The 18751-nt window shown below is 66.8% G+C and carries 17 protein-coding genes; 10 read left to right on the top strand and 7 right to left on the bottom strand.

Going from position 1 to position 18751, the window contains the following annotated elements:
• Positions 1–12: 12 nt before the first annotated feature.
• From BM337_RS06915 to BM337_RS06925, 3 genes are all read right to left on the bottom strand, one after another.
• Positions 13–1143 (bottom strand): DUF7972 family membrane protein, encoded by a 1131-nt coding sequence (locus tag BM337_RS06915; RefSeq protein ID WP_089815221.1) that lies wholly within the window; start codon positions 1141–1143, stop codon positions 13–15.
• A 128-nt stretch (positions 1144–1271) separates the two neighbouring features.
• Entirely contained in the window at positions 1272–2117 is an 846-nt protein-coding gene (locus tag BM337_RS06920; RefSeq protein ID WP_089815223.1) for a TatD family hydrolase, read from the bottom strand.
• Between the two features lie 149 nt (positions 2118–2266).
• A complete protein-coding gene (locus BM337_RS06925; protein WP_089815225.1) occupies positions 2267–2716 on the bottom strand; it encodes an NYN domain-containing protein in 450 nt (149 codons plus the stop codon).
• Positions 2717–2925: 209 nt separating this feature from the next.
• Between BM337_RS06925 and BM337_RS06930 the strand changes: the two genes are divergently transcribed.
• The 3 genes from BM337_RS06930 to BM337_RS06940 all read left to right on the top strand — a co-directional run bounded on the left by BM337_RS06930 (position 2926) and on the right by BM337_RS06940 (position 5839).
• A complete protein-coding gene (locus BM337_RS06930) occupies positions 2926–4584 on the top strand; it encodes a CARDB domain-containing protein (RefSeq protein ID WP_089815227.1) in 1659 nt (552 codons plus the stop codon).
• 2 nt (positions 4585–4586) lie between these two features.
• Entirely contained in the window at positions 4587–5306 is a 720-nt protein-coding gene (locus BM337_RS06935) for a PH domain-containing protein (RefSeq protein ID WP_089815229.1), read from the top strand.
• Between the two features lie 89 nt (positions 5307–5395).
• A complete protein-coding gene (locus BM337_RS06940; protein WP_089815231.1) occupies positions 5396–5839 on the top strand; it encodes a universal stress protein in 444 nt (147 codons plus the stop codon).
• A gap of 57 nt (positions 5840–5896) precedes the next feature.
• Here the strand turns inward: BM337_RS06940 and BM337_RS06945 are convergent, their stop codons facing one another.
• Complete coding sequence (locus tag BM337_RS06945) at positions 5897–7057, bottom strand: CBS domain-containing protein (RefSeq protein ID WP_089815234.1); 1161 nt, start codon at positions 7055–7057, stop codon at positions 5897–5899.
• Between the two features lie 362 nt (positions 7058–7419).
• On the opposite strand from BM337_RS06945, the gene gcvT reads away from it, so the two are divergent.
• From gcvT to gcvPB, 4 genes are all read left to right on the top strand, one after another.
• Positions 7420–8511 (top strand): glycine cleavage system aminomethyltransferase GcvT, encoded by a 1092-nt coding sequence (gene gcvT / locus BM337_RS06950; RefSeq protein ID WP_089815236.1) that lies wholly within the window; start codon positions 7420–7422, stop codon positions 8509–8511.
• Positions 8508–8891, top strand: a complete 384-nt coding sequence (gene gcvH, locus BM337_RS06955) for a glycine cleavage system protein GcvH (protein WP_089815238.1) — start codon at positions 8508–8510, stop codon at positions 8889–8891. The genes gcvT and gcvH overlap by 4 nt, the downstream gene beginning before the upstream one ends.
• A gap of 134 nt (positions 8892–9025) precedes the next feature.
• Positions 9026–10351: an aminomethyl-transferring glycine dehydrogenase subunit GcvPA gene (gcvPA, locus tag BM337_RS06960; protein WP_089815240.1), complete on the top strand. Its 1326-nt coding sequence runs from the start codon at positions 9026–9028 to the stop codon at positions 10349–10351.
• The gene (gene gcvPB, locus BM337_RS06965) at positions 10348–11859 is read left to right on the top strand and encodes an aminomethyl-transferring glycine dehydrogenase subunit GcvPB (RefSeq protein ID WP_143117649.1); all 1512 of its coding nucleotides are present in this window, start codon (positions 10348–10350) and stop codon (positions 11857–11859) included. The genes gcvPA and gcvPB overlap by 4 nt, the downstream gene beginning before the upstream one ends.
• Positions 11860–12006: 147 nt before the next feature.
• On the opposite strand, the gene BM337_RS06970 is transcribed toward gcvPB, so the two are convergent.
• Both BM337_RS06970 and BM337_RS21030 read right to left on the bottom strand, forming a co-directional pair.
• On the bottom strand, positions 12007–12378 hold the full coding sequence (locus BM337_RS06970) for a response regulator (protein ID WP_089815242.1): 372 nt from the start codon (positions 12376–12378) through the stop codon (positions 12007–12009).
• A 352-nt stretch (positions 12379–12730) separates the two neighbouring features.
• A complete protein-coding gene (locus tag BM337_RS21030) occupies positions 12731–12901 on the bottom strand; it encodes a DUF7838 family putative zinc beta-ribbon protein (RefSeq protein ID WP_177227234.1) in 171 nt (56 codons plus the stop codon).
• A 341-nt stretch (positions 12902–13242) separates the two neighbouring features.
• Here BM337_RS21030 and BM337_RS06975 point away from each other — a divergent pair, with 341 nt between their 5' ends.
• On the top strand, positions 13243–14448 hold the full coding sequence (locus tag BM337_RS06975) for a carboxylate--amine ligase (RefSeq protein ID WP_089815244.1): 1206 nt from the start codon (positions 13243–13245) through the stop codon (positions 14446–14448).
• 153 nt (positions 14449–14601) lie between these two features.
• Here BM337_RS06975 and BM337_RS06980 read toward each other — a convergent pair whose 3' ends face one another.
• On the bottom strand, positions 14602–16533 hold the full coding sequence (locus tag BM337_RS06980; protein ID WP_089815246.1) for an asparagine synthase-related protein: 1932 nt from the start codon (positions 16531–16533) through the stop codon (positions 14602–14604).
• Positions 16534–16789: 256 nt separating this feature from the next.
• Here BM337_RS06980 and BM337_RS06985 point away from each other — a divergent pair, with 256 nt between their 5' ends.
• Together BM337_RS06985 and BM337_RS06990 are read left to right on the top strand one after the other, a co-directional pair.
• On the top strand, positions 16790–17323 hold the full coding sequence (locus BM337_RS06985) for a cob(I)yrinic acid a,c-diamide adenosyltransferase (RefSeq protein ID WP_089815248.1): 534 nt from the start codon (positions 16790–16792) through the stop codon (positions 17321–17323).
• A gap of 91 nt (positions 17324–17414) precedes the next feature.
• Entirely contained in the window at positions 17415–18686 is a 1272-nt protein-coding gene (locus BM337_RS06990; RefSeq protein ID WP_089815250.1) for a HEAT repeat domain-containing protein, read from the top strand.
• Positions 18687–18751 lie beyond the last annotated feature (65 nt).

Here is an 18751-nt window from a genome sequence, read left to right on the forward strand (position 1 = left end):
TACGACCGGTCGTCAATCGTCGCTGGCCATCTCGCTCTCCCACTCTATCTCGTCCTCGTAGTCCTCGAAGTCGATGGCGTCGACGTCGTCGCCCTTCCGGAGGATGAACGGGCCCGCGGCTAGCGTCCGGAGCGAGACCGTCGACGCCCGGAGGACGTAGGAGGTGAGGACGACGTAAGGCGCGAGCGCGACGGAGTAGGCGAAACTCACGAACAACAGGAGCGGCGGGATGCCGAACAGCCACGTGTCCGGAAACCGGTTCGCGTCGACGGCGAGTAACACGTACGAGATGAAGACGATTACCGGTAGCGAGACGTACAGAAGCCGGCTCGATAGCTGGGCGAGTTCGCGCTTGTAGTACAGCGACTTGAAGTACTCCCGCCCGGTCGTGAAGAAGACCAGCGAGTCGACGATTTCGTCGATCGCGTCCACCTCCTCGTCGGTGAGGTCGTCGCCGTAGGACCGCTTCAGGTAGCGGACCGTGTGGAGCTGGCCCGCGTAGTCGTAGTTCAACCCGGCCAGCAGCACCCGGAACGTTCCGTACTGGGCGTCGCCGAGGATATTTCGCGCCCGCTCGACGTCCGCTGATATCTTCTCGCCCAGGTCCTCGACGTGTTGCTGAAACTCGTCGTTGGGCGTGTTGGCCGCGACTCGCTGCAGTTCGTTCGTCTTCTGGAGGATCGTATAGAGGACGACGCGGACGAACTCCCCGGGACGGGCCGGCGTCACGTCGGATTCGATCGAATCCTCGATCCGACGACGGAAGTCCAGGGAGGCCGACGTCCGCTCCTCCTGTGCATCGATGTCGCCGATCTCCTGGGAGAGGACGATCGAGTTGATAGAGACGACGACGGAGACCAGGAGTATGACGCCGCTGAGAAGCGTGTTGAACAGGGTCTTCACCGTGTTCGTCTCCGTCAACAGGTCGCGAAGCTGAACCGGTCTGAGGAGCGACCCACCGAGGAGCAGCAGGAAGACGGCACAGAGCAGTGCCAGCGTCACGACCGTCCGGCGTCCCTCGATCAGCGTCCACCGCTTGATCCGGTTCTCGCCGGGCCGGCTCAGCGCGGACTCGAGGTCCTCCGTGTAGTCCCTGACGGCTTCGGCCCCCTCTTCGGCGATGTTCCGGTCGTCGTCACTCATCCTGTGGGTGCGTACACAGTAGGCGTCTGGTCCGCATAAGGAGACGTTCAGGGTCGATACCGCTCACGCGGGGTGTTCACTCCACCTGGACCCCAACTGTTCTCGGAACCACACCGCTACCGACCGGCTCAGTCCGTGAGCGTCGCTTCGGTGTCGATGCCGTACACCCGGGCCGGCGTCTCGACGTGCGCGGTCCGGACGGCGTCGTCCCACCCCTCTTCGAGCATCCACCGCACTCGCCGCGGCACCGTCTTCGGTCCCAGCACCGCGCCGGGTCGGTCGGGGTCGTCGATGTAGTCGGTCTCCATGAGGAACGGGCCGCCCTCCTCGACCGCCGCTTCGATGTCGTCCCGGTTCGAGATGACGCTCTTGATGGGGCCGCGAACGCGGCCGCCAGAGTAGTGCTTGACCACGCGCTCGCGCGGGAGTCCCTCCTCCTCGGCCCAGTCGGCCACCTCGGTGAAGTCCTCGCCGCCCTCGGTGTGCAACTGGACGGCACAGCCGACCTCGCCGGCGAGTTCGAAGGCGTGGCGCATAACCTCGTTCGACGCTTCCCACACCGCGTCGTCGACGTCGTAGTGGGGCCGACCGGACTTGATGGCCAGTGCCGGCCCGTCCGCGACGAACTCCGCGGCGACGTCCAGCCCCGCCTGCATGACGTCGCGGGCTTCTTCGGGCGAGTAGCCGTCGTCGACCAGTTGCGAGATGAGCGCGGGGTGGACGCCCAGCACCGGCCAGGCGTTCCCGTCCAGCACCTCGCTGGCCGCCGCTGTCACCTCGACGGTCAGGTCGAATCCCTCGCGGAACGTCTCGGCGTCGGTGGCCGTCTCGACGAGGTTCCAGGAAGGCTTGTTGAGCACGAGCAGGTGCGTCCCGCCGAACCTGGCGAACTCTTCTGCGGCCTCGACGCCCCGACCGTTCACCGGGTCGAGGTGCATGTGGTTGTCCAGCACCGGCGTGTCGAGTTCGTCCATGCCCGTGAGTGGGACAGCCGGCGGGAAAAACGGTTCGTCGGCGCGCGGTGGTCGGTCGCCGTTCGGTGGCCGGTAGCGACTCGGTGGTCAGCCGTCGCTCCGCGGTCAGTCACCGTTCGACGGTCCGTCGTCGCTCACCCGGTCCACCTTCACTCGTCCAGCGTCACGGCCTCGTTGGCAGCTTTCTGGAGCGCGTCCGAGCGACCGTACTCGCCGGGTGCGATGGCGACCGTCCTGAGACCGAGGTTCGCCGCCGTCTCGAGTGCAGGCTTGAAGTCCGTGTCCCGCGAGGCGACGGCGAGGACGTCGATACGGTCCTGCGTGGCCGCGGCGGTGGCGTCGACGGCGAGTTTCACGTCGACGTCGCCGCTGGTGACGACCACCTCGAACCCGTTGGCCTCGGCGGCCTTGATCAGGTTCGGGGTCGCGTGTTCGTCGAGGTAGAGGCGCGCGAGTGCGACGCGGCCGTAGTCGGTGGCAGCCGCTCGCAGATCGTCGAAGTCGACGTCGAACTCGCTACGGAGCACGTTCGGACCGTCGACGAACAGCCCGACGCGCGTCTCGCCGCTCCCGCTCCGCAACCGACCCAGGAGGCCCATACCTGTCTGCTAACCGCGGCGGCTTAGCCACTTTCGGTCCGGGACGGCCCGTTCGGCGACGGCCTCGGGGCGACGGCTGAGACTCCCCTCGTCTGAACCGCGGCTCGGAGTTAACTAGGCAGGTGGTAAGCAGTCCGTTTCGAACCTGACAACGGTAGAATACCAGTACGTTTATTCGGCTACTGCGCGGGGTTGCGAACCGAACCGAAATGTCTGCCCTCCGATTCGAACTGGACCCCCCTCCCGGCCAGCGCGGTGACGTGGACGGGTCGTCCCGTCGCCGAATCCACGTCAGCGGCCGAGTTCTCCTGATCGCTGCAGTGGTACTTATCTGCTCGACGCCTGCCGTCGGCGCCCTGCCCGCCGCTGACCACGCCGTTCCAGGCGAGATTGGCTCCGACGAACCGAACTCGCAGCTCGCAACGAGTGGCCCGGTGTTCGCCCAGAGCGGCTCCTCACAGAACGAATCAGGCACTGCGACCGACACCGTGTCAGCGACCACGACGACCGCGGCGACGACGTCAACAGAAACCGAGACGTCGGCCCGAGCGTCGACGGAATCCCCGTCGGACACCGAAACCAGCGAACCGACCGCGACGTCGACCGAATCGTCGACTGCGACCGACTCACCGACGGCGACGGCGACCACGACGTCGTCGACGGCCACGGCGGGGACAGCGGGAACGTCGTCGTCGACGACCGAATCGGCCTTCGAGATCTCCGAGGTCAGCGCGCCAGCAGCCGTCCGCGCCGGCGACGACGTCACCGTGACGGCGACCGTCACGAACGCCGGGACGGCCGACGCGACAGCGCGGGTCAACTACTCGCTCGCTGGCCGTACCGCCACCTCGGAGCGTCTCTCCCTGGACGCCGGCGAGTCGACGCGCGTCACGTTCACGGGGAGTACCGCCGAACTCGACCCCGGAACGTACGTCCACGGCGTCCGGAACGCGACGGGCGCGGGCGTCGCCCAGCGGCTCCGCGTCACCCCGGACGTCGACCTCACGGTTCAGCAGATGACGGCCCCGACCGAGATCTCACGCGGCGACCCGTACGTCGTCCTCGGGACGGTCGACAATCCCGCGGAGTCGGCGATCACGCGGAACGTGAGCTACGCCTTCGACGGCGTCGCTATCGCGACGAAGCGGGTGACCGTCGCCGGCGGCGAGAGCGAACGTGTCGCCTTCGAAATCCGGCCGGACGGGCTCGAGCGTGCCGCCGGGGCTATCGCCAACGGCTCGACCCACACCCACGCCGTCGTCGCCGACGGCGGCTCTCGCGACGGCGGGGAGGTGCTCGTCCGACGCGGCGCGGGCGCCGACCCGTCGGCGCTCGCCGTCCAGCAGTTCCGGGCCAGCGACGACCTCCGCCCCGACGAGACGATGACCGTCAACGTCTCGGTGCTGAACGTCGCCGACGCTGCCTTCGAGGGCCAGCTCGCCTACCGCGTCAACGGCTCCGCCGTCGACACTGCCTGGGTTCGGGTCCCCGTCGACGAGCGCCGGACAGTCACCTTCACCGTGCCCCACGACGCGCTCGACCGCCGGGACGTCCTGGCAACCCCGGGCGAGACGGACCACGGCGTCTGGGTAGGCGAAACCGCCCTGCAGTCGCGCCCGCTCACGGTCCACGGACCGTTCGAGACCGAGACGGCGACGGACGCGGCCACGTTCACCGACAGCGACAGTCGAACGAACGGCGCTCGCGGGGACGGTGACGGGTCTTCGTCCGGGCAGACCGAGACCGAGTCCTGCCAGCGCGGTATCCTCACGCCCTGTGGCGGAACCGGACTCGACGAGACGACGCTGACGCTGATCGGTATCGCCACGTCGATACTCGGAATCCTCTACGAGATGACCAGTGGATAACAATGGCACGAGGACTCCCAGCGGTATGGAGCGGATTGCTCGCACTTCCCTTCGTCGTGACCGGAACGTACGTCGCGGCGTTTCAGGCGCAGTATCCGATCGCCGACGGACAGGCCACGGCACCGCCCGCGGCCGGCGTCGTCCTCGCCGTGTTCGGCCTGTTCGTCTTCGGTCTCGGCGTCTACGTCCAGTACGTCACTGCGCCGTCGTCGCCGACGTTGCGCCAGGGCGAACGAGTCGTCGACGAATGCGTTCCCGCGCTTCGCCACGCGCTTAGCAAAGCGTTCGCGTCGTTCCCCGTCCTCGGCGTGGGGACCTACCTGCTGTACTTCACGGAACTTCAGTACATCTACCCGATTCTGGCGCTCGCTGCCGGGCTCTACCTCTTCTCGACGAGCTGTCATCGCTACTGGCAGAACACGCTGACGAAGTACTACGTGACGAACCAGCGCGTCCTCGTGGAGTACCGCTTCATCTCGCTGGTCCGCAACGAGGTCCCCCACGACAAGGTCCGCGGCGTCGAAGAGCGCCGGACCTTCTGGGAGTCCATGCTCGGCATCGGGTACGTCATCGTCAGGTCCGGACACGGGAGTGGCCTTGCCGTCACCATCGGCGGTATCTACGATTCGGACGAGTTCGCGAACACCATCCGGATGCAACTGGGGTCTCACGACCACGCCGAGGACGAGGAGGCGGACCTCGTTCCCGGCCCAGAAGCGTAGGCGGCGACCATCACGTCAGGACACCATCTCCGACGACGACCCCTCGAACGACGAACAGCGCTATCCCGTTCCGCCGTGAACCGCTGTCCATGTACGAGCGCGTACTTCACCCCACCGACGGCAGCGACGCAGCCGACGTCGCCGCGGCCGACGCCCTGGAACTGGCCGAGCGGTACGACGCCCCGCTCCACGTCCTCTACGTCGTCGACGTGACGGTCGGCCGCGCGACCGACGCCTACGCCGGCCAGGTCGTCCAGGAACTGGAGACCATCGGTCGGGAACACGTCGACTCGGTCACCGGGCGCGCTCGCCGGGCGGGCCTGGACGTGACGAGCGAAATCGTGGAGGGAACGCCCGCCTCGACCATCGTCGAGACGACCCGGCCGGGGGACGTCGTCGTCATGGGGACCCACGGCCGGAGCGGCCTCGACCGCTACCTCGTCGGCAGCACGACGGAGAAGGTGATCCGGAGCGTCGACGTCCCCGTGTTGACCGTCCCGCTATCGCGGGCCGAACGCGAGGAGTCCGGGTGAGAACGGCCGGGTGAGACCAGTGCGGCCGAGCGCCGTCCCCGTTCTCGCCCACCACTATCAGTCGTCGGCAGACCGCGGCGTGACTGAGCGCGCCTGGCTCGTCTGCGTTATCTCGAAGACGGTCATCAGGTCCGTTCGGGAGACAAGGCCGACCAGAGTCCCGTCCGCGTCGGTGACGAGGATCCGCCCGATCCCTTCGCGCTGGAGGGTGTTCAGCGCCCTGGCTGCCTCCGACGTCGGCGAGACCGTCACGAGATCTGTCGACATGACGTCACCGACCGTTACCAGGTCGCGTTCGCTCGGTGCCTTCACCTGAACGTCTTCGAGCGTGACGATTCCAACCAGTGTGCCGCCGTCGAGGACTGGATAGCCGGTGTGGCGTTCGCGTACCATCCGGTCGAGGAGGTCCTCGATCGACGTCTCGGACGTGATCGTGTCGAGTTCGGCGGCGGGTGTCATTATCTCGCCGACGGTCAGCCCCTCGAAGGCGGCCTCCATGACGACCTGCTGGGTCTCGCTGGTCGCGGCGACGAAGATGAAGAAGGCGATCACGATCCAGAAGAGGTTGAGCGTGAGGATGCCGGCGATACCGAGGAGGAAGGCGAACCCCTTGCCGACCGCCGCGGCGATGCGGGTGGCCCGGAGACGTGACCGATTCCGGGAGAGCAACGCCCGTAGCACCCGTCCGCCGTCCATCGGGAACCCCGGTAACATGTTGAACGCCGCGAGGACGACGTTGAGGACGGCGAGGTAGCCGACGACGAACAGCGCGGCGGGTAGCTCGGCCGGGAGCGCGGTGAAGAGCCCGTAACAGGCGAGACCGAGAATCACGCTGACGACCGGTCCGGCGACCGCGATGGCGAGTTCCTGGCGCCAGTCGTCGGGGAACTCGGCGAACTGGGCGAGGCCGCCGAGGAACCACAGCGTGATCGATTCGATCTCCAGTCCGTACCGGCGCGCCACGAGCGAGTGGCCCAGCTCGTGCAGGAGGACGCTCACGAACAACCCGAGGGCCGCACTGACGCCGAGGAACCAGGGGAGCTGGCCGTCCGTGAGTTCGTCGGGAGCGATGGCCGTGCCGAAGAGCTGGTTCAGCAGGTCGACGGTCGGCGTCACCTGCGTCCCGATGAGATACGCCAGCAGCGGGAGGACGAGCAGAAAGGAGGCGCCGAGCTTGATCGGGATGCCGAACAGCGAACCGACGCGAAGACTTGCCATATCCGGTATTCGGGCCAGAGACCAATGAACTCCATGGCTGACCCGCTGTGCTGGCTCCCGTGGCGTTCGGCCCCCTGGTGACCCGCTATCGACCCTCGTTTCTCGGTCCAGACTCCTCTCCCGCTTCGGTCGAAATTCGCTATTAATCGCTTCTAACTCCGGTTTTCGACCGATTCAGCGTTAGAACGGTCCAGATTTTCGCCGGCGACGCAGCGGCCTTCCCGAACCGGGTTCAGAGAGGCCCGGGGGTCGAAATTTTCGGATATTTGCTATCGCGGTATACAGTTTACGAGAACGGTGTGAAACGGCGATTCCAGGCGGCTTGGGGAATATGTAAGGCGGTTCCGACCGATTTACCGACCATGACCCTCCGGTCACCGCCGCTGCATTCGACCCACGAGCGGGCCGACGCGAGCTTCACCGACTTCGGCGGCTGGGAGATGCCCGTCGAGTTCGACTCTATCCGGACCGAACACGCTGCAGTCCGGGAGTCTGCGGGCAAGTTCGACGTTTCGCACATGGGGGAAATCGTCGTTTCGGGCCCCGACGCCGCTCGCCTCACCCAGCTACTCACCACTAACGACGTGACGGAGCTCGATCCCGGCGAGGCCCACTACGCAGCCATCACGCGCGACGACGGGGTGATGATCGACGATACGGTGGTCTACCGCCTCCCCGAATCGGTCGACGGCGACTACCTGTTCGTCCCGAACGCGGGCCACGACGACGAGATGGCCGCCCGCTGGCGGGACCACCGGGACGACTGGGGCCTGGACGCCGACGTCGACAATCGTACGACACAGTACGCGATGATCGCCCTCCAGGGCCCAGAGGCCGAGGAACTGCTCGCCGACGAGACCGACCTCGACCTGGACGACCTCTCGCGGTTCGACCTGGCCGACGGGTCGGTGGCCGGCGTCGAGACGCTCGTCGCGCGCACGGGGTACACCGGCGAGGACGGCTTCGAGCTGGTCTGCCCCTGGGACGAGACCGTGACGGTCTGGAACGCGCTCGAGTGCCAGCCCTGCGGCCTGGGCGCCCGCGACACCCTCCGCCTGGAGATGGGCTATCTCCTATCCGGACAGGACTTCCACCCCGAGGACGAGCCCCGGAACCCCTACGAGGCGGGCATCGGCTTCGTCGTCAAACTCGACACGGAGTTCGTCGGCCGCGACGCCCTGGAGGGGGTCGACGCCGAGGGCCCAGACGAGAAACTCGTGGGGCTCTCGCTCATCGACCGCGGCGTCCCCCGACAGGGCTACGAGGTGACTGACGCCGACGGCGAGCACCTCGGGCACGTCACGAGCGGGACGATGAGTCCGACGCTGGGCGACCCCATCGCGCTGGCGTACCTCCCCACCGACGCCGTCGAATCCGGAAAGACCGTCCGCGTGGTCGTCCGCGGCGAACCGAAGAAGGCACGTATCAGGGCCACCCCATTCCTCGACAGATGAGCTTCGACGTCCCAGACGACTGTCTGTTCCTCGAATCACACGAGTGGGTCCGCGAGACGGACGGGACCGCCCGAATCGGCATCTCCGCGTTCGCCCAGGACGAACTCGGCGACGTCGTCTTCGTCGAGTTGCCTGGCGAGGGCGAGGACCTGGCAGCGGGCGACGACTTCGGCGTCGTCGAGTCGATCAAGGCGGTCTCGGACGTCTACGCGCCCGTCTCCGGCACGGTCACCGCCGTGAACGGCGACCTGGTCGACCAGCCGGAACTGGTCAACGAAGACCCCTACGGCGACGGCTGGCTGATCGAGGTGGAGCTATCCGAGGAGAGCGAACTGGACGACCTGCTCTCTCCCGACGACTACCGCGATCAGATCGAGTAGCGTTCCGGTCGCCTGTTTTCCTCAGGTACGTGCGAACTCCCTGCGCAGAGCGGCGTGAGGACTCGAAAGGCCACAGTGAAATAGCGCGGGCCGCTAAATCGCCCCAATGACGCGCGTCACGGGAGGCTGTTCTGATGTCTGAGGGAAGCCCCTACGCACCGCACACGCCGGAAACGACCGCGGAGATGCTGGAAGCGGTCGGCGTCGAGACCGAGGCGGACCTGTTCGACATCCCGGAGCCGGTCCGGTTCGACGACGAGTTCGGCATCGAGGCTCGCTCTGAGCGCGAGACACGCCGGCACGTCGAGCATATCCTGGAGCGGAACGACGACGTGATTGAGTTCCTCGGGCGGGGTCACTACGACCACTACGTCCCCTCCGTGGTCGACGACCTGGCGGGCCGCTCGGAGTTTCTCACCTCCTACACGCAGTACCAGCCCGAGGTCGCACAGGGGTTCCTGCAGGCGCTGTTCGAGTTCCAGTCGATGCTGGTCGAACTGACGGGCCTCGACGTCGCGAATTGCTCGACCTACGACGCGGCCACGGCGCTGGGCGAGGCGGCAACGCTCTCCCAGCGCGTCCGGAGCGTCTCGGGCGAGCGTGTCCTGGTTCCGGACCTCCTCCGCGAAGGAAAACGGGAGGTACTGGAGAACTACGCTGCCGGCCCGGGCATCACGGTCGACACCTACCCGATGGACGACGGGAACGCGGACGTCGACGGCCTCGCGGAGGCGCTCGACGACGACGTGGCCATGGTGTACGTCGAGAACCCGACGGTCCGAGGGACCATCGAGGAGAACCTCTCGACAATCGGCAATCTCGCCGACGACCACGGCGCGCTGTTCTGCCTGGGATCCGACCCGGTCGCGCTCGCGTTGCTGGAAGAACCCGGCGCCGTCGGCGCCGACGTGGTGGTCGGCGACGCGAGCACCCTGGGGACGGGCACGGCCTACGGGATGGGCCTCGGACTGTTCGTCACCCACGAGGACTATCTCCGACAGGTGCCCGGTCGGCTCGTCGGTGCGAGCGACGACGACTCGGGGCGACGGGCCTACACCCTCACGCTCCAGACGCGCGAACAGCACATCCGTCGCGAGCGCGCCACCTCGAACATCTGCACGAACCAGGCCTGGGTCGCCCTGCGGACGGCCATCCACGCCGCCTGGCTCGGTCCGGACGGACTGGTGGACCTCGCTGAGACGTGCGTCACGCGAGCGCGCGACCTCGCAGCGCGACTCGACGAGATCGAGGGCGTCAAAGCCCCGGTTCACGACCGCCACCACTTCCGGGAGTTCGTCGCCCGGACCGACCAGCCCGCGGCCGCGGTGCGCGCGGACCTCGCAAAAGAGGGATACGCCGTCCACGCCGTAGGTGAACACCTGATTCAGGTCTGTGCCACCGAGACGACGGAGCACGTGACGGACGGCTTCGTCGCTGCGTTCGAGGAGGTCGCGCGATGACGAGATACGACCAGGCACGCTGGATCGACGACGAGGACGGCGAGGCGTACGAACCCTTGCTCTCCGAGAAGGCGACGAAGACGGTCGAAATCGGTGGCGGTGGTTGTGGCGACGACGGCCAGAGAGACGGTGACGTCGGATCGGACGGCGACGGTGACGGCGACCGGGGAGACGGCGACGGTCGTGACGGCGTCCTCCCAGACGACCTCACCCGGGACTCGCTCGAACTGCCGGCTGTCTCCGAGCCGGAGATCGCGCGCCACTACACCCGGCTCTCCCAGATGAACTACGGCGTCACCTCGGGCCCGTTCCCGCTCGGCTCGTGTACGATGAAGTACAACCCTCCGGTGACGGAGGATCTGGCCGCCCTGCCGACGGCCGCCGTCCATCCCGACCGACCGGAGCGGTACGTCCAGGGGACGCTGGAGATCATGCACGGCCTCCAGGACTATCTTGGCCGCATCGGCGGGATGGACGCCGTCTCGCTCCAGCCGCCGGCGGGCGCGGCGGGCGAGTTCGCCGGCATCCTCGTCGCGAAGGCCTACCACGAGGCAAACGGGAACGACCGGTCGGAAGTCGTGATCCCCGATTCGGCCCACGGGACCAACTTCGCCAGCGCGGCGCTGGCCGGCTACGACGTCGTCGAACTCCCCTCCGACGACGGCCGTGTCGACGTCGACGCGCTCGAGGCCGCTGTCGGCGACGACACCGCCGCGCTGATGCTGACCAACCCCAACACGCTGGGGCTGTTCGAGCGCGACATCGAGGCGATCGCCGACCTGGTCCACGACGCTGGCGGCCTGCTGTACTACGACGGCGCCAACCTCAACGCCCTGCTCGGGCGAGCACGGCCCGGCGACATGGGCTTCGACGTGATGCACTACAACGTCCACAAGACGTTCGCGACGCCCCACGGCGGCGGCGGGCCCGGCGCCGGCCCCATCGGCGTGGCCGAACGGCTCGAACCGTACCTGCCGGCGCCCCGCGTCAGGGAACGGGGCGGTAAATTCGAACTGTTCGACCCGGCGGACTCCGTCGGCAAGGTCCACGGCTTCCAGGGCAACTGGCCCGTGTTGCTGAAGGCTTACGCCTACATCGCGCGCCTCGGTGACGACGGCCTCGCGGACGCCAGCGCGAAGGCCGTCCTGAACGCGAACTACCTCGCGTCGCAACTCTCCTACGACGTCCCGTTCGGCCCGTTCCACCACGAATTCGTCGCCTCGGCCGGTGACCAGGACGCCGCCGACGTCGCCAAGCGGATGCTCGACTACGGCGTCCACCCGCCGACGACGAAGTGGCCCGAAATCGTCCCGGAGGCGCTGATGACCGAACCGACCGAAATCGAGAGCAAGCACACGCTCGACCAGCTCGCCGCCGCCTTCGACGCGGTCGCGGGCGAAGACGACGACGCGCTCGCGTCCGCGCCGACCCGGACGGCCGCCGCGCGCATCGACCAGGTCTCGGCCGCACGAGACCCGCGGCTCTCCTGGCGCGAACTGTCCGAGTGAGGACACCGCCGGCGGGGCGCTTCACCTCCCGTCGCTTCAACGGTCATGCCGTCGACGTACCGGGAGAGCCGTGGGTGGATAGTGATGCCGCGAGAGAAGCCTGCGATTGTTGAGAGTGAACGCCAGCCGTGTACCGCCCGACGGCGGTCAGGCGACTGCGTTCCGGATGTTCTCGGCGAGCGTCTCGTACTGTTCGGTGCCCGTCCCCTTCCGGACGAAGCCGGTCACGCACTCCTTGCCCGGCGAGTCGTCAATTTCGGTCTCGTCACGGCCGGTAAACAGGAAGAAGGGGACCTCACGACCGGCCTCGCGCACGCGCTGGCACAGTTCCAGCCCGTTGAGGTCCGGCATGGTCAGGTCGCTGACGACGGCGTCACATTCGCCGTCGATGATGCGCTCGGCCGCTCGCTCGGGGTCCATCTCCGAAGTCACGGACAGTCCGTCCTGTCGGTCGAGAAAGGTCTCGGTGATGTCGAGGACGTCTGCCTCCTCGTCGACGACGAGTACTTCGATTGCCATTGGTTATTTCTTGGAGACTTTTCCCGTTAAAACCTGCTGATCACCGTCTCGCCGCCAGATATTCCACGATCGACGTATCAACATTCGACTATGTCGGCGTCAGCGGGATCGACGGCTCGGTGGGCTGGGTGGCGGGACAGGGGTCGGACTGGTGTGCGTGTTCGCCGATGGCTATCCGGAGCTATATCGTTCTGACCGGTGGCTCCCAGTCGTCGTCGAAAGCGTCGGTCCAGTTTGGATTCACGTGGTGATCATCCTACCCCACTGGCAAATGCGCAGCTATGAGGGCTATCGAGCAGGATCGAGTTGTGGAGAACGCTCCGTACGGTACCGAGCTCCCGGGTCGGGGCGTTCAGGCCGAGACGCTGGTGTCGACGGTCTCGTCGATCCGGACGAAGCCGTAGTCGCATTCACCACAGTTCCACTTCACCTTCTCGCCGAGGTGCATCTCGGTGCTCGCGACCCGCCAGAACGTCTGTTCGCCACCGCAGTCCGGGCAGTAATGCTGCATTTCGAGGGCCATAGCGGACGTTTTTCCCCGTCGCAGTTCAAACTCCCGGTTTGGAAGCGATGAATTCCATTTCGCTATATCAAATCGGCCCGGCGCAGCTTGCGGTTCCCCGTCTATCCCAAGCTACCGTCGGCCTGTTAACGAGCCGTAGACGGTTTATTAGCCACATTGCACGTTCGATTCTCTATATTTCTATTGAACACAACTGATAAGGGCTCTGAAAATAGAGGGGTGATCGATGGTACGATCAGGTGGGTTACGTATCGAATTCACCGCCACAGGCGGTGAACGGGTGGAATCGGGGGTCGGATCGAGGCTGCAGGCGGGGACTGAAGACCGAGCGGGGGTGCACCGTGGCGGGTGAGGATCGGGACGCCGTGGTCGTTCCGGCCTCGCGGTATCCGCACGGCTACGCGTCGGTCCGGTCGTTCGGTCGGACCGACGTCCACACTATCGTCGCCGTCTCGGACGACAACCTCCCGGTCACCGCGTCGCGCTACTGCGACGAAGTGGTCCGGGTGCCGCCGTCGCACGACGTCCTGGCCTACAGAGACGCACTGCTGGGCATCGCCGCCCGGCCGGAGGTGCGGACGATCATCCCGCACCGCCCGCAGGGCCCCTACGTCCTCTCGAAGTTCTACGACGCGTTCGACCGCCACGTCGACCTGGTCGTCCCGCCGCTCGACACGTTGAAAGCCGTCCACGACCGCAAACGACTCGCGGAAATCGCAACGGACGCCGGCGTCGCCGTCCCGGAGACGCGGCTCCTCGAGGACGCGGTCGACTGGGACGTCGACCGGATCGTCAAGTCCCGGTACAACCTGCTCGTCGACGAGTACGTGGACTCCTTCGGGCCAGGTGAGTCTCACATCGCCAAACCGACGTACCACTTCCGCGCCTCTGAGGTCCTCGATACGGACGGCATTCGCGCGGAGATGCAACACGAACCGATCGTCCAGGAGTACGTCGACGGCACCGACGAGTACGTCTTCGGGGCGCTGTACGACCACGGCGACCCGCTGGCGACGTTCCAGCACCGCCAGCTTCGCGAGGACTCCTACACCGGCGGCGGCGGGGTCTACCGCGAGACTGTGGACGTCCCGGAACTGGCCGAGGCCGGGCGCGCCATCCTGGACGAACTCGAGTGGCACGGGCTCGCCTGCATCGAGTACATCGAGGACGCGGAGACCGGTGAGTTCTCGCTCGTCGAAATCAACCCGCGGACGTGGCAGTCGCTCGCCTGCGCGACCCGGGCCGGCGCGGACTTCCCGTACTGGTACTGGCTGCAGGCGACCGGGCGGCCGGAACGGATCTACCCGGAGTACGAGGTCGGCGTCGGGACGCACTACCTCTTCGGCGAACTCGAACACCTCGTCAGCGTCGCGCGCAAGCGCTCCTCGCTCGTCGACCGGCCGTCGCTGTCCTCGACCGCGCTCGGCATCGCTCGCTCCTGGGTCGAGACGACGGGGTTCGACTACCTCCACCTCGACGACCCGTTGCCGGTCGTCAGGCAGGCCCTCACTGCGAGTTCCGGCGCGGTAGACCGTCGGATCGAGTAGTCCCCGACCAGCCCGTCGACGTTCTGGCCAGACTCGCCTGTATCGATTCGTCTTCATCGACTCGATTCGTTCGGCTCAATTCGTTCGGCTCGACTCCTTCGGCTCGACACCTTCGACTCCACTCGTCCGCGAGAAAACGGGAACGGCGAGGGCTCAGAGCGGTCGCGTGCCGACCTCGTCGCTCCTCGTCCCGGCCGTCGGCGTCTCCGGAACGACCGGCGCGTCGTCGTCGTCGCCAGACGGGGCGAGGTGGTCGGTGAGGGGCATCTCCAGCAGCGTCAGCAGCGAGTACAGGGTCGTATGGTTGTCCTCGCTCACCTGGTGAGACTGGAACGTCTCCCGGACGCCGTCGTAGTCGAGGAACGGGAGGCTGCGGATGAGGTCCTCGTTCTCGCGGATGGCGTCGATGGCGAAGGGGAACGCCCGGAGCAACTCGCGGCGGTCCGGCCACGGCCTGTGGTCGAGATGGGGGGCCGGGACGGGTTCGTCGCAGACGTGTTTCCGGTAGAGCCCGTTCAGGTTCTTCCGGACGTACGCGACCGGGAACGACGTCGACGGCGGGACGCCGGTCCCCGCGTGGGGGATGTCGGCGAGGGCCGGGTCGACCGTCCGGAGTCCCGCGCCGACCAGGTCGCGTCGCAACATGTACTTCACCGGGACCTGTTGCTGGAGGTCGAGCAGTCGGTTGTCCAGGAACGGCGTCCGGTAGGGTCGAATCTGCGTGAGGCTTCGCGAGAAGATGGCCTCGGTGTCGGCGCTCAGCGGGTAGTAGTCGCCGTACATCACCAGGTCACGCAGTGACTCGTAGCGAACCCCGTGGCTGACGACGCCGCCGTCGGCCGTCGGCCGGATACCGTCGGCGACGACGTCGGAAAGCGACAGGTCCGGCGTGAAGTAGGGTATCTCACCGCGGTCACCGGTCTTGGTCGCGACGTAGTCCGCCACGTCGTCGACTCGTCGACCGATCGGGACCGAGAGTTTGCCCACGGGCCCGAGCGAGTAACTCCTGGTCTGGATGGGACCGCCACCGAACAGCATGTCCGCGAACAGCCCCGAGACGAGGACGTCGACCTCCTCGCGGATCTCTTCCTCGAACTCCGCACAGTAGGCCTGGTCGAACCAGCCGCTGAAGTTCGAGAGCGGTGGCGTGGTTCCGAGGGACCTGGCCTCGTGGACGTCGTCCCGGTAGAGCGGGTGGAAGTCGTCGCCCGCCGTCTCGGCGACGTGCCTCGCGACCCTGGTCTCCCTGTTGTTCCAGTCGGTGACGTGGAACGCGGTGACGGGCTGGTCGATGCAGGCCTCGACGAGGCGGGAGTCACTGCCGCCGCTCAACAGCAGGCCGTAGTCGAGGTCGTCGCGCGTCCACTCCTCGAAGATGGTCCGGAGCGTCTCGGTGAGACGGTCGACGAACCACGAGGCGGACCTGTTCACCGGCTCGTAGTGGGGCCGCCAGTAGGATGCCTCGTTCATCGTCAGGTCGTCGAGGTCGATCGACGTGACCGACGCCGGCTGGAGCTCTCGAACGCCCGAAAGCGGCGTCTCCACGCCGAACACGCGCCGGAGCGCCAGGTACTCCTGCAAGTACGGCTCCTGAAACGCCACGTCGACGTCGGGGTGATGCGGCAGCGCCTGCAGGTTCGAGGCGAAGACGAACGTATCCTCGTCCGGGCGCGCGTAGTATATGGGTCGCGTCCCAACCCGGTCGGTGACGAAGGAGACGACGTCTGCGGTCCGGTCGTAGACGACGAGCGCGAAGTCGCCGTTGAGCGCTTCGACCATCTCGATGCCGTGTTCCCCGTACAGGTGGGCACAGAAGCTCGCACTCGTGCCCACGTCCTGTGGTCGCGGGGTGTAGTCCTCACCGCTCCCGTGGCCGTAGACGTCCCCCCAGACCCACACGAGTGTGTCCTCTCCCGTCGCGAAGACGGGCTGGTCGCCCGCGAGCCGCGGGTGACAGGACACCACCAGTTCGACGTCCTCGTCGGCGTACGAATCCGTTCGCTCGTCGTCGCGCCAGGTCACCCACTCGGTCATTTCGTCGGGGAGTTCACTATCCGTCCCGAGTACCCCACAGAGTCCCACCATCCGTCTAGTGCGTCCCCGGTGACGTTCGGTCGTCCCCCACCATCCCTCTGCCAGTCAGTGCCGGTAGTCCAGCTCTACTCATTCCTCGATTTCACCGTAAGAGCTAATAACGCTTTTAATTAACGGTTAAAACTTTCATACGTATTATGATTAATCGGGCGTAAGAAACCTGCCAGTTGTGACGTGGCGCCGCGTCAATCGCCGGACGAAAGCCCTGGGCGTGCACTTCTAAGTGTGTACCGTGCGACGATAGCCTATGCCTATCTACACCGGTCGCGGCGACGAGGGCCAGACCGACCTCCGGACGATGGACCGGGTGTCGAAGGACAGCCGTCGCATCGAGGCCTACGGCACCGTCGACGAGGTCAACGCGCTCGTCGGGTCGGTCAGGCCCACGGGCTACGACGACGTCGACGACCAGTTGCGCGAGATCCAGAACCACCTCCACGTGGTCCAGGCGGACTTCGCCAACCCCGACCCCGACGAGGACGACCCGCAGGTCGCGGAGGACCACGTCGACGACCTGGAGACGTACATCGACGCCGCAGACGACGAACTCGAACCGCTCACGTCCTTCATCCTGCCCGGGGGGTCCGACTCCGGTGCAAAACTTCACCACGCACGCGCTGTCTGTCGCCGTGCCGAACGACGCGCCGTCTCGCTCGCGGCCGAGGAGTCGATCAACGAGACTGCCGTCGCCTACCTGAACCGCCTCTCTGACGCGCTGTTCACGCTCGCCCGCCTCGTCAACCAGCGCGACGACGTCCCCGAAGAGAACCCCGAGTACTGAGTTCTCGGAGTCCGACCACGACCCGTCACACCCCTCCTGGCCTTCGAACTGGATAGAAACGCCTTTGGCCCGGACAGACGCATCGAAGCACATGAGCAACGGGGACGACGCCGAAGACGCCGACGGCGACGAGTCGGCCGCCGCCGAAGGGCCCGTCGTGACGTTCGAGCAGCGGCTCGACGACACGGCGGCCGACCTCGAGGCAGCGGAGACCGAGGCGGACCTGGACGACGTCGAGGCGGAACTCGACGGCATCGAGTCCGACCTCGAAGCCGCCGACCTGCCCGAACCGGACGAGGACGAGGAGGATGCCGAGGACCCGCGGGAAGACCTCGAATCACGGCTCTCGGACCTCCGCGACGACCTGGAGTCCCAGCGCGGCCCGTACGTCGAGGACGTCGCGGCCGTCGTCGAGGACGCCGAGGCCACTGTCGCCGACAGCGAGTGGACGGCCGACGGCGAGGGCCAGGCCATCGCCGCCGTCGAAGACTTCCTCGAGACCGTCGACGAGTACGTCACCGTCGCGGTCTCGGCCGGGAACACCACCGACGACGCGGCCACCGCGCTGGAGGCCGTCGCCGGGACCATCGCGGACTCCGGACTCGACCCCGACGACGACAGCGAGGAGATCGCGGCCCTGCTGGAGGCCGCCGAGACGCTCGAAGACGACCTGGAGGCCGCCGAGACCTGGCAGGACCTGACCGTCCAGGAGCAACTCGCGGCCCAGGGGTTCTACGACGTCCTGACCAACGAGAACCGCAAGGACTTCCCGCCGGAGTGGAACGCCATCAAGCTCTACGCCAACGACGGCGAGGTCGAGCCCATCCTGCTGGCGCTGGACAAGCTCGGCGACTCCGACTTCTTCGAGGAGTACGTTTTCGACCAGCTGCTGCACATGGGGAAAGACGCCGCGTCCGCCTTCGACGAACTCCACCAGCGCGCCCAGAAGCGCAACAAGGCGCCCATCGAGATCCTCGGAAAGATCGGCGACCCCCGCGCCGCCGAGACGCTCCACGACTTCATCGACGGGGACGGCGACGCGTCGCTCCAGAAGATCGTCCTGCGCGCGCTGGGCGAGATGGGCAGCGAGGAGTCGACCCAGCCGGTCGCCAACCGCCTCGACGCCGACGACCCGGAGATTCGGTCGATGGCCGCCCGCGCGCTGGGACTGCTCGGCGACACGCGCGCCATCCAGCCCCTCTCGAACGTTCTGGAAGACGACGACGAGGACACCGTCCGCGCCTCCGCGGCGTGGGCGCTTCGCCAGATCGGCACCGAGCGCGCCCTCGAGGTCGCCGGCGAGTACACCGACGACCGCGCGTACCTCGTCCAGGCCGAGGCCGAGAAGGCCGCCGGCGTCTGAACTGCGAGCGACCCGTTTCTGGCTACTATCCCGAGTTCCGTTCTCTCCGAGCCTTTATCCCCGAT

It is taken from the genome of Halomicrobium zhouii (assembly GCF_900114435.1).
In the GTDB taxonomy this organism is placed as follows: domain Archaea; phylum Halobacteriota; class Halobacteria; order Halobacteriales; family Haloarculaceae; genus Halomicrobium; species Halomicrobium zhouii.

Excerpts from the sequence above, each read along its gene's own strand:
- BM337_RS06915 (WP_089815221.1), bottom strand. The coding sequence starts at position 1,143 with ATGAGTGACGACGACCGGAACATCGCCGAAGAGGGGGCCGAAGCCGTC.
- BM337_RS06920 (WP_089815223.1), bottom strand. The coding sequence starts at position 2,117 with ATGGACGAACTCGACACGCCGGTGCTGGACAACCACATGCACCTCGAC.
- BM337_RS06925 (WP_089815225.1), bottom strand. The coding sequence starts at position 2,716 with ATGGGCCTCCTGGGTCGGTTGCGGAGCGGGAGCGGCGAGACGCGCGTC.
- BM337_RS06930 (WP_089815227.1), top strand. The coding sequence starts at position 2,926 with ATGTCTGCCCTCCGATTCGAACTGGACCCCCCTCCCGGCCAGCGCGGT.
- BM337_RS06935 (WP_089815229.1), top strand. The coding sequence starts at position 4,587 with ATGGCACGAGGACTCCCAGCGGTATGGAGCGGATTGCTCGCACTTCCC.
- BM337_RS06940 (WP_089815231.1), top strand. The coding sequence starts at position 5,396 with ATGTACGAGCGCGTACTTCACCCCACCGACGGCAGCGACGCAGCCGAC.
- BM337_RS06945 (WP_089815234.1), bottom strand. The coding sequence starts at position 7,057 with ATGGCAAGTCTTCGCGTCGGTTCGCTGTTCGGCATCCCGATCAAGCTC.
- gcvT (WP_089815236.1), top strand. The coding sequence starts at position 7,420 with ATGACCCTCCGGTCACCGCCGCTGCATTCGACCCACGAGCGGGCCGAC.
- gcvH (WP_089815238.1), top strand. The coding sequence starts at position 8,508 with ATGAGCTTCGACGTCCCAGACGACTGTCTGTTCCTCGAATCACACGAG.
- gcvPA (WP_089815240.1), top strand. The coding sequence starts at position 9,026 with ATGTCTGAGGGAAGCCCCTACGCACCGCACACGCCGGAAACGACCGCG.
- gcvPB (WP_143117649.1), top strand. The coding sequence starts at position 10,348 with ATGACGAGATACGACCAGGCACGCTGGATCGACGACGAGGACGGCGAG.
- BM337_RS06970 (WP_089815242.1), bottom strand. The coding sequence starts at position 12,378 with ATGGCAATCGAAGTACTCGTCGTCGACGAGGAGGCAGACGTCCTCGAC.
- BM337_RS21030 (WP_177227234.1), bottom strand. The coding sequence starts at position 12,901 with ATGGCCCTCGAAATGCAGCATTACTGCCCGGACTGCGGTGGCGAACAG.
- BM337_RS06980 (WP_089815246.1), bottom strand. The coding sequence starts at position 16,533 with ATGGTGGGACTCTGTGGGGTACTCGGGACGGATAGTGAACTCCCCGAC.
- BM337_RS06985 (WP_089815248.1), top strand. The coding sequence starts at position 16,790 with ATGCCTATCTACACCGGTCGCGGCGACGAGGGCCAGACCGACCTCCGG.
- BM337_RS06990 (WP_089815250.1), top strand. The coding sequence starts at position 17,415 with ATGAGCAACGGGGACGACGCCGAAGACGCCGACGGCGACGAGTCGGCC.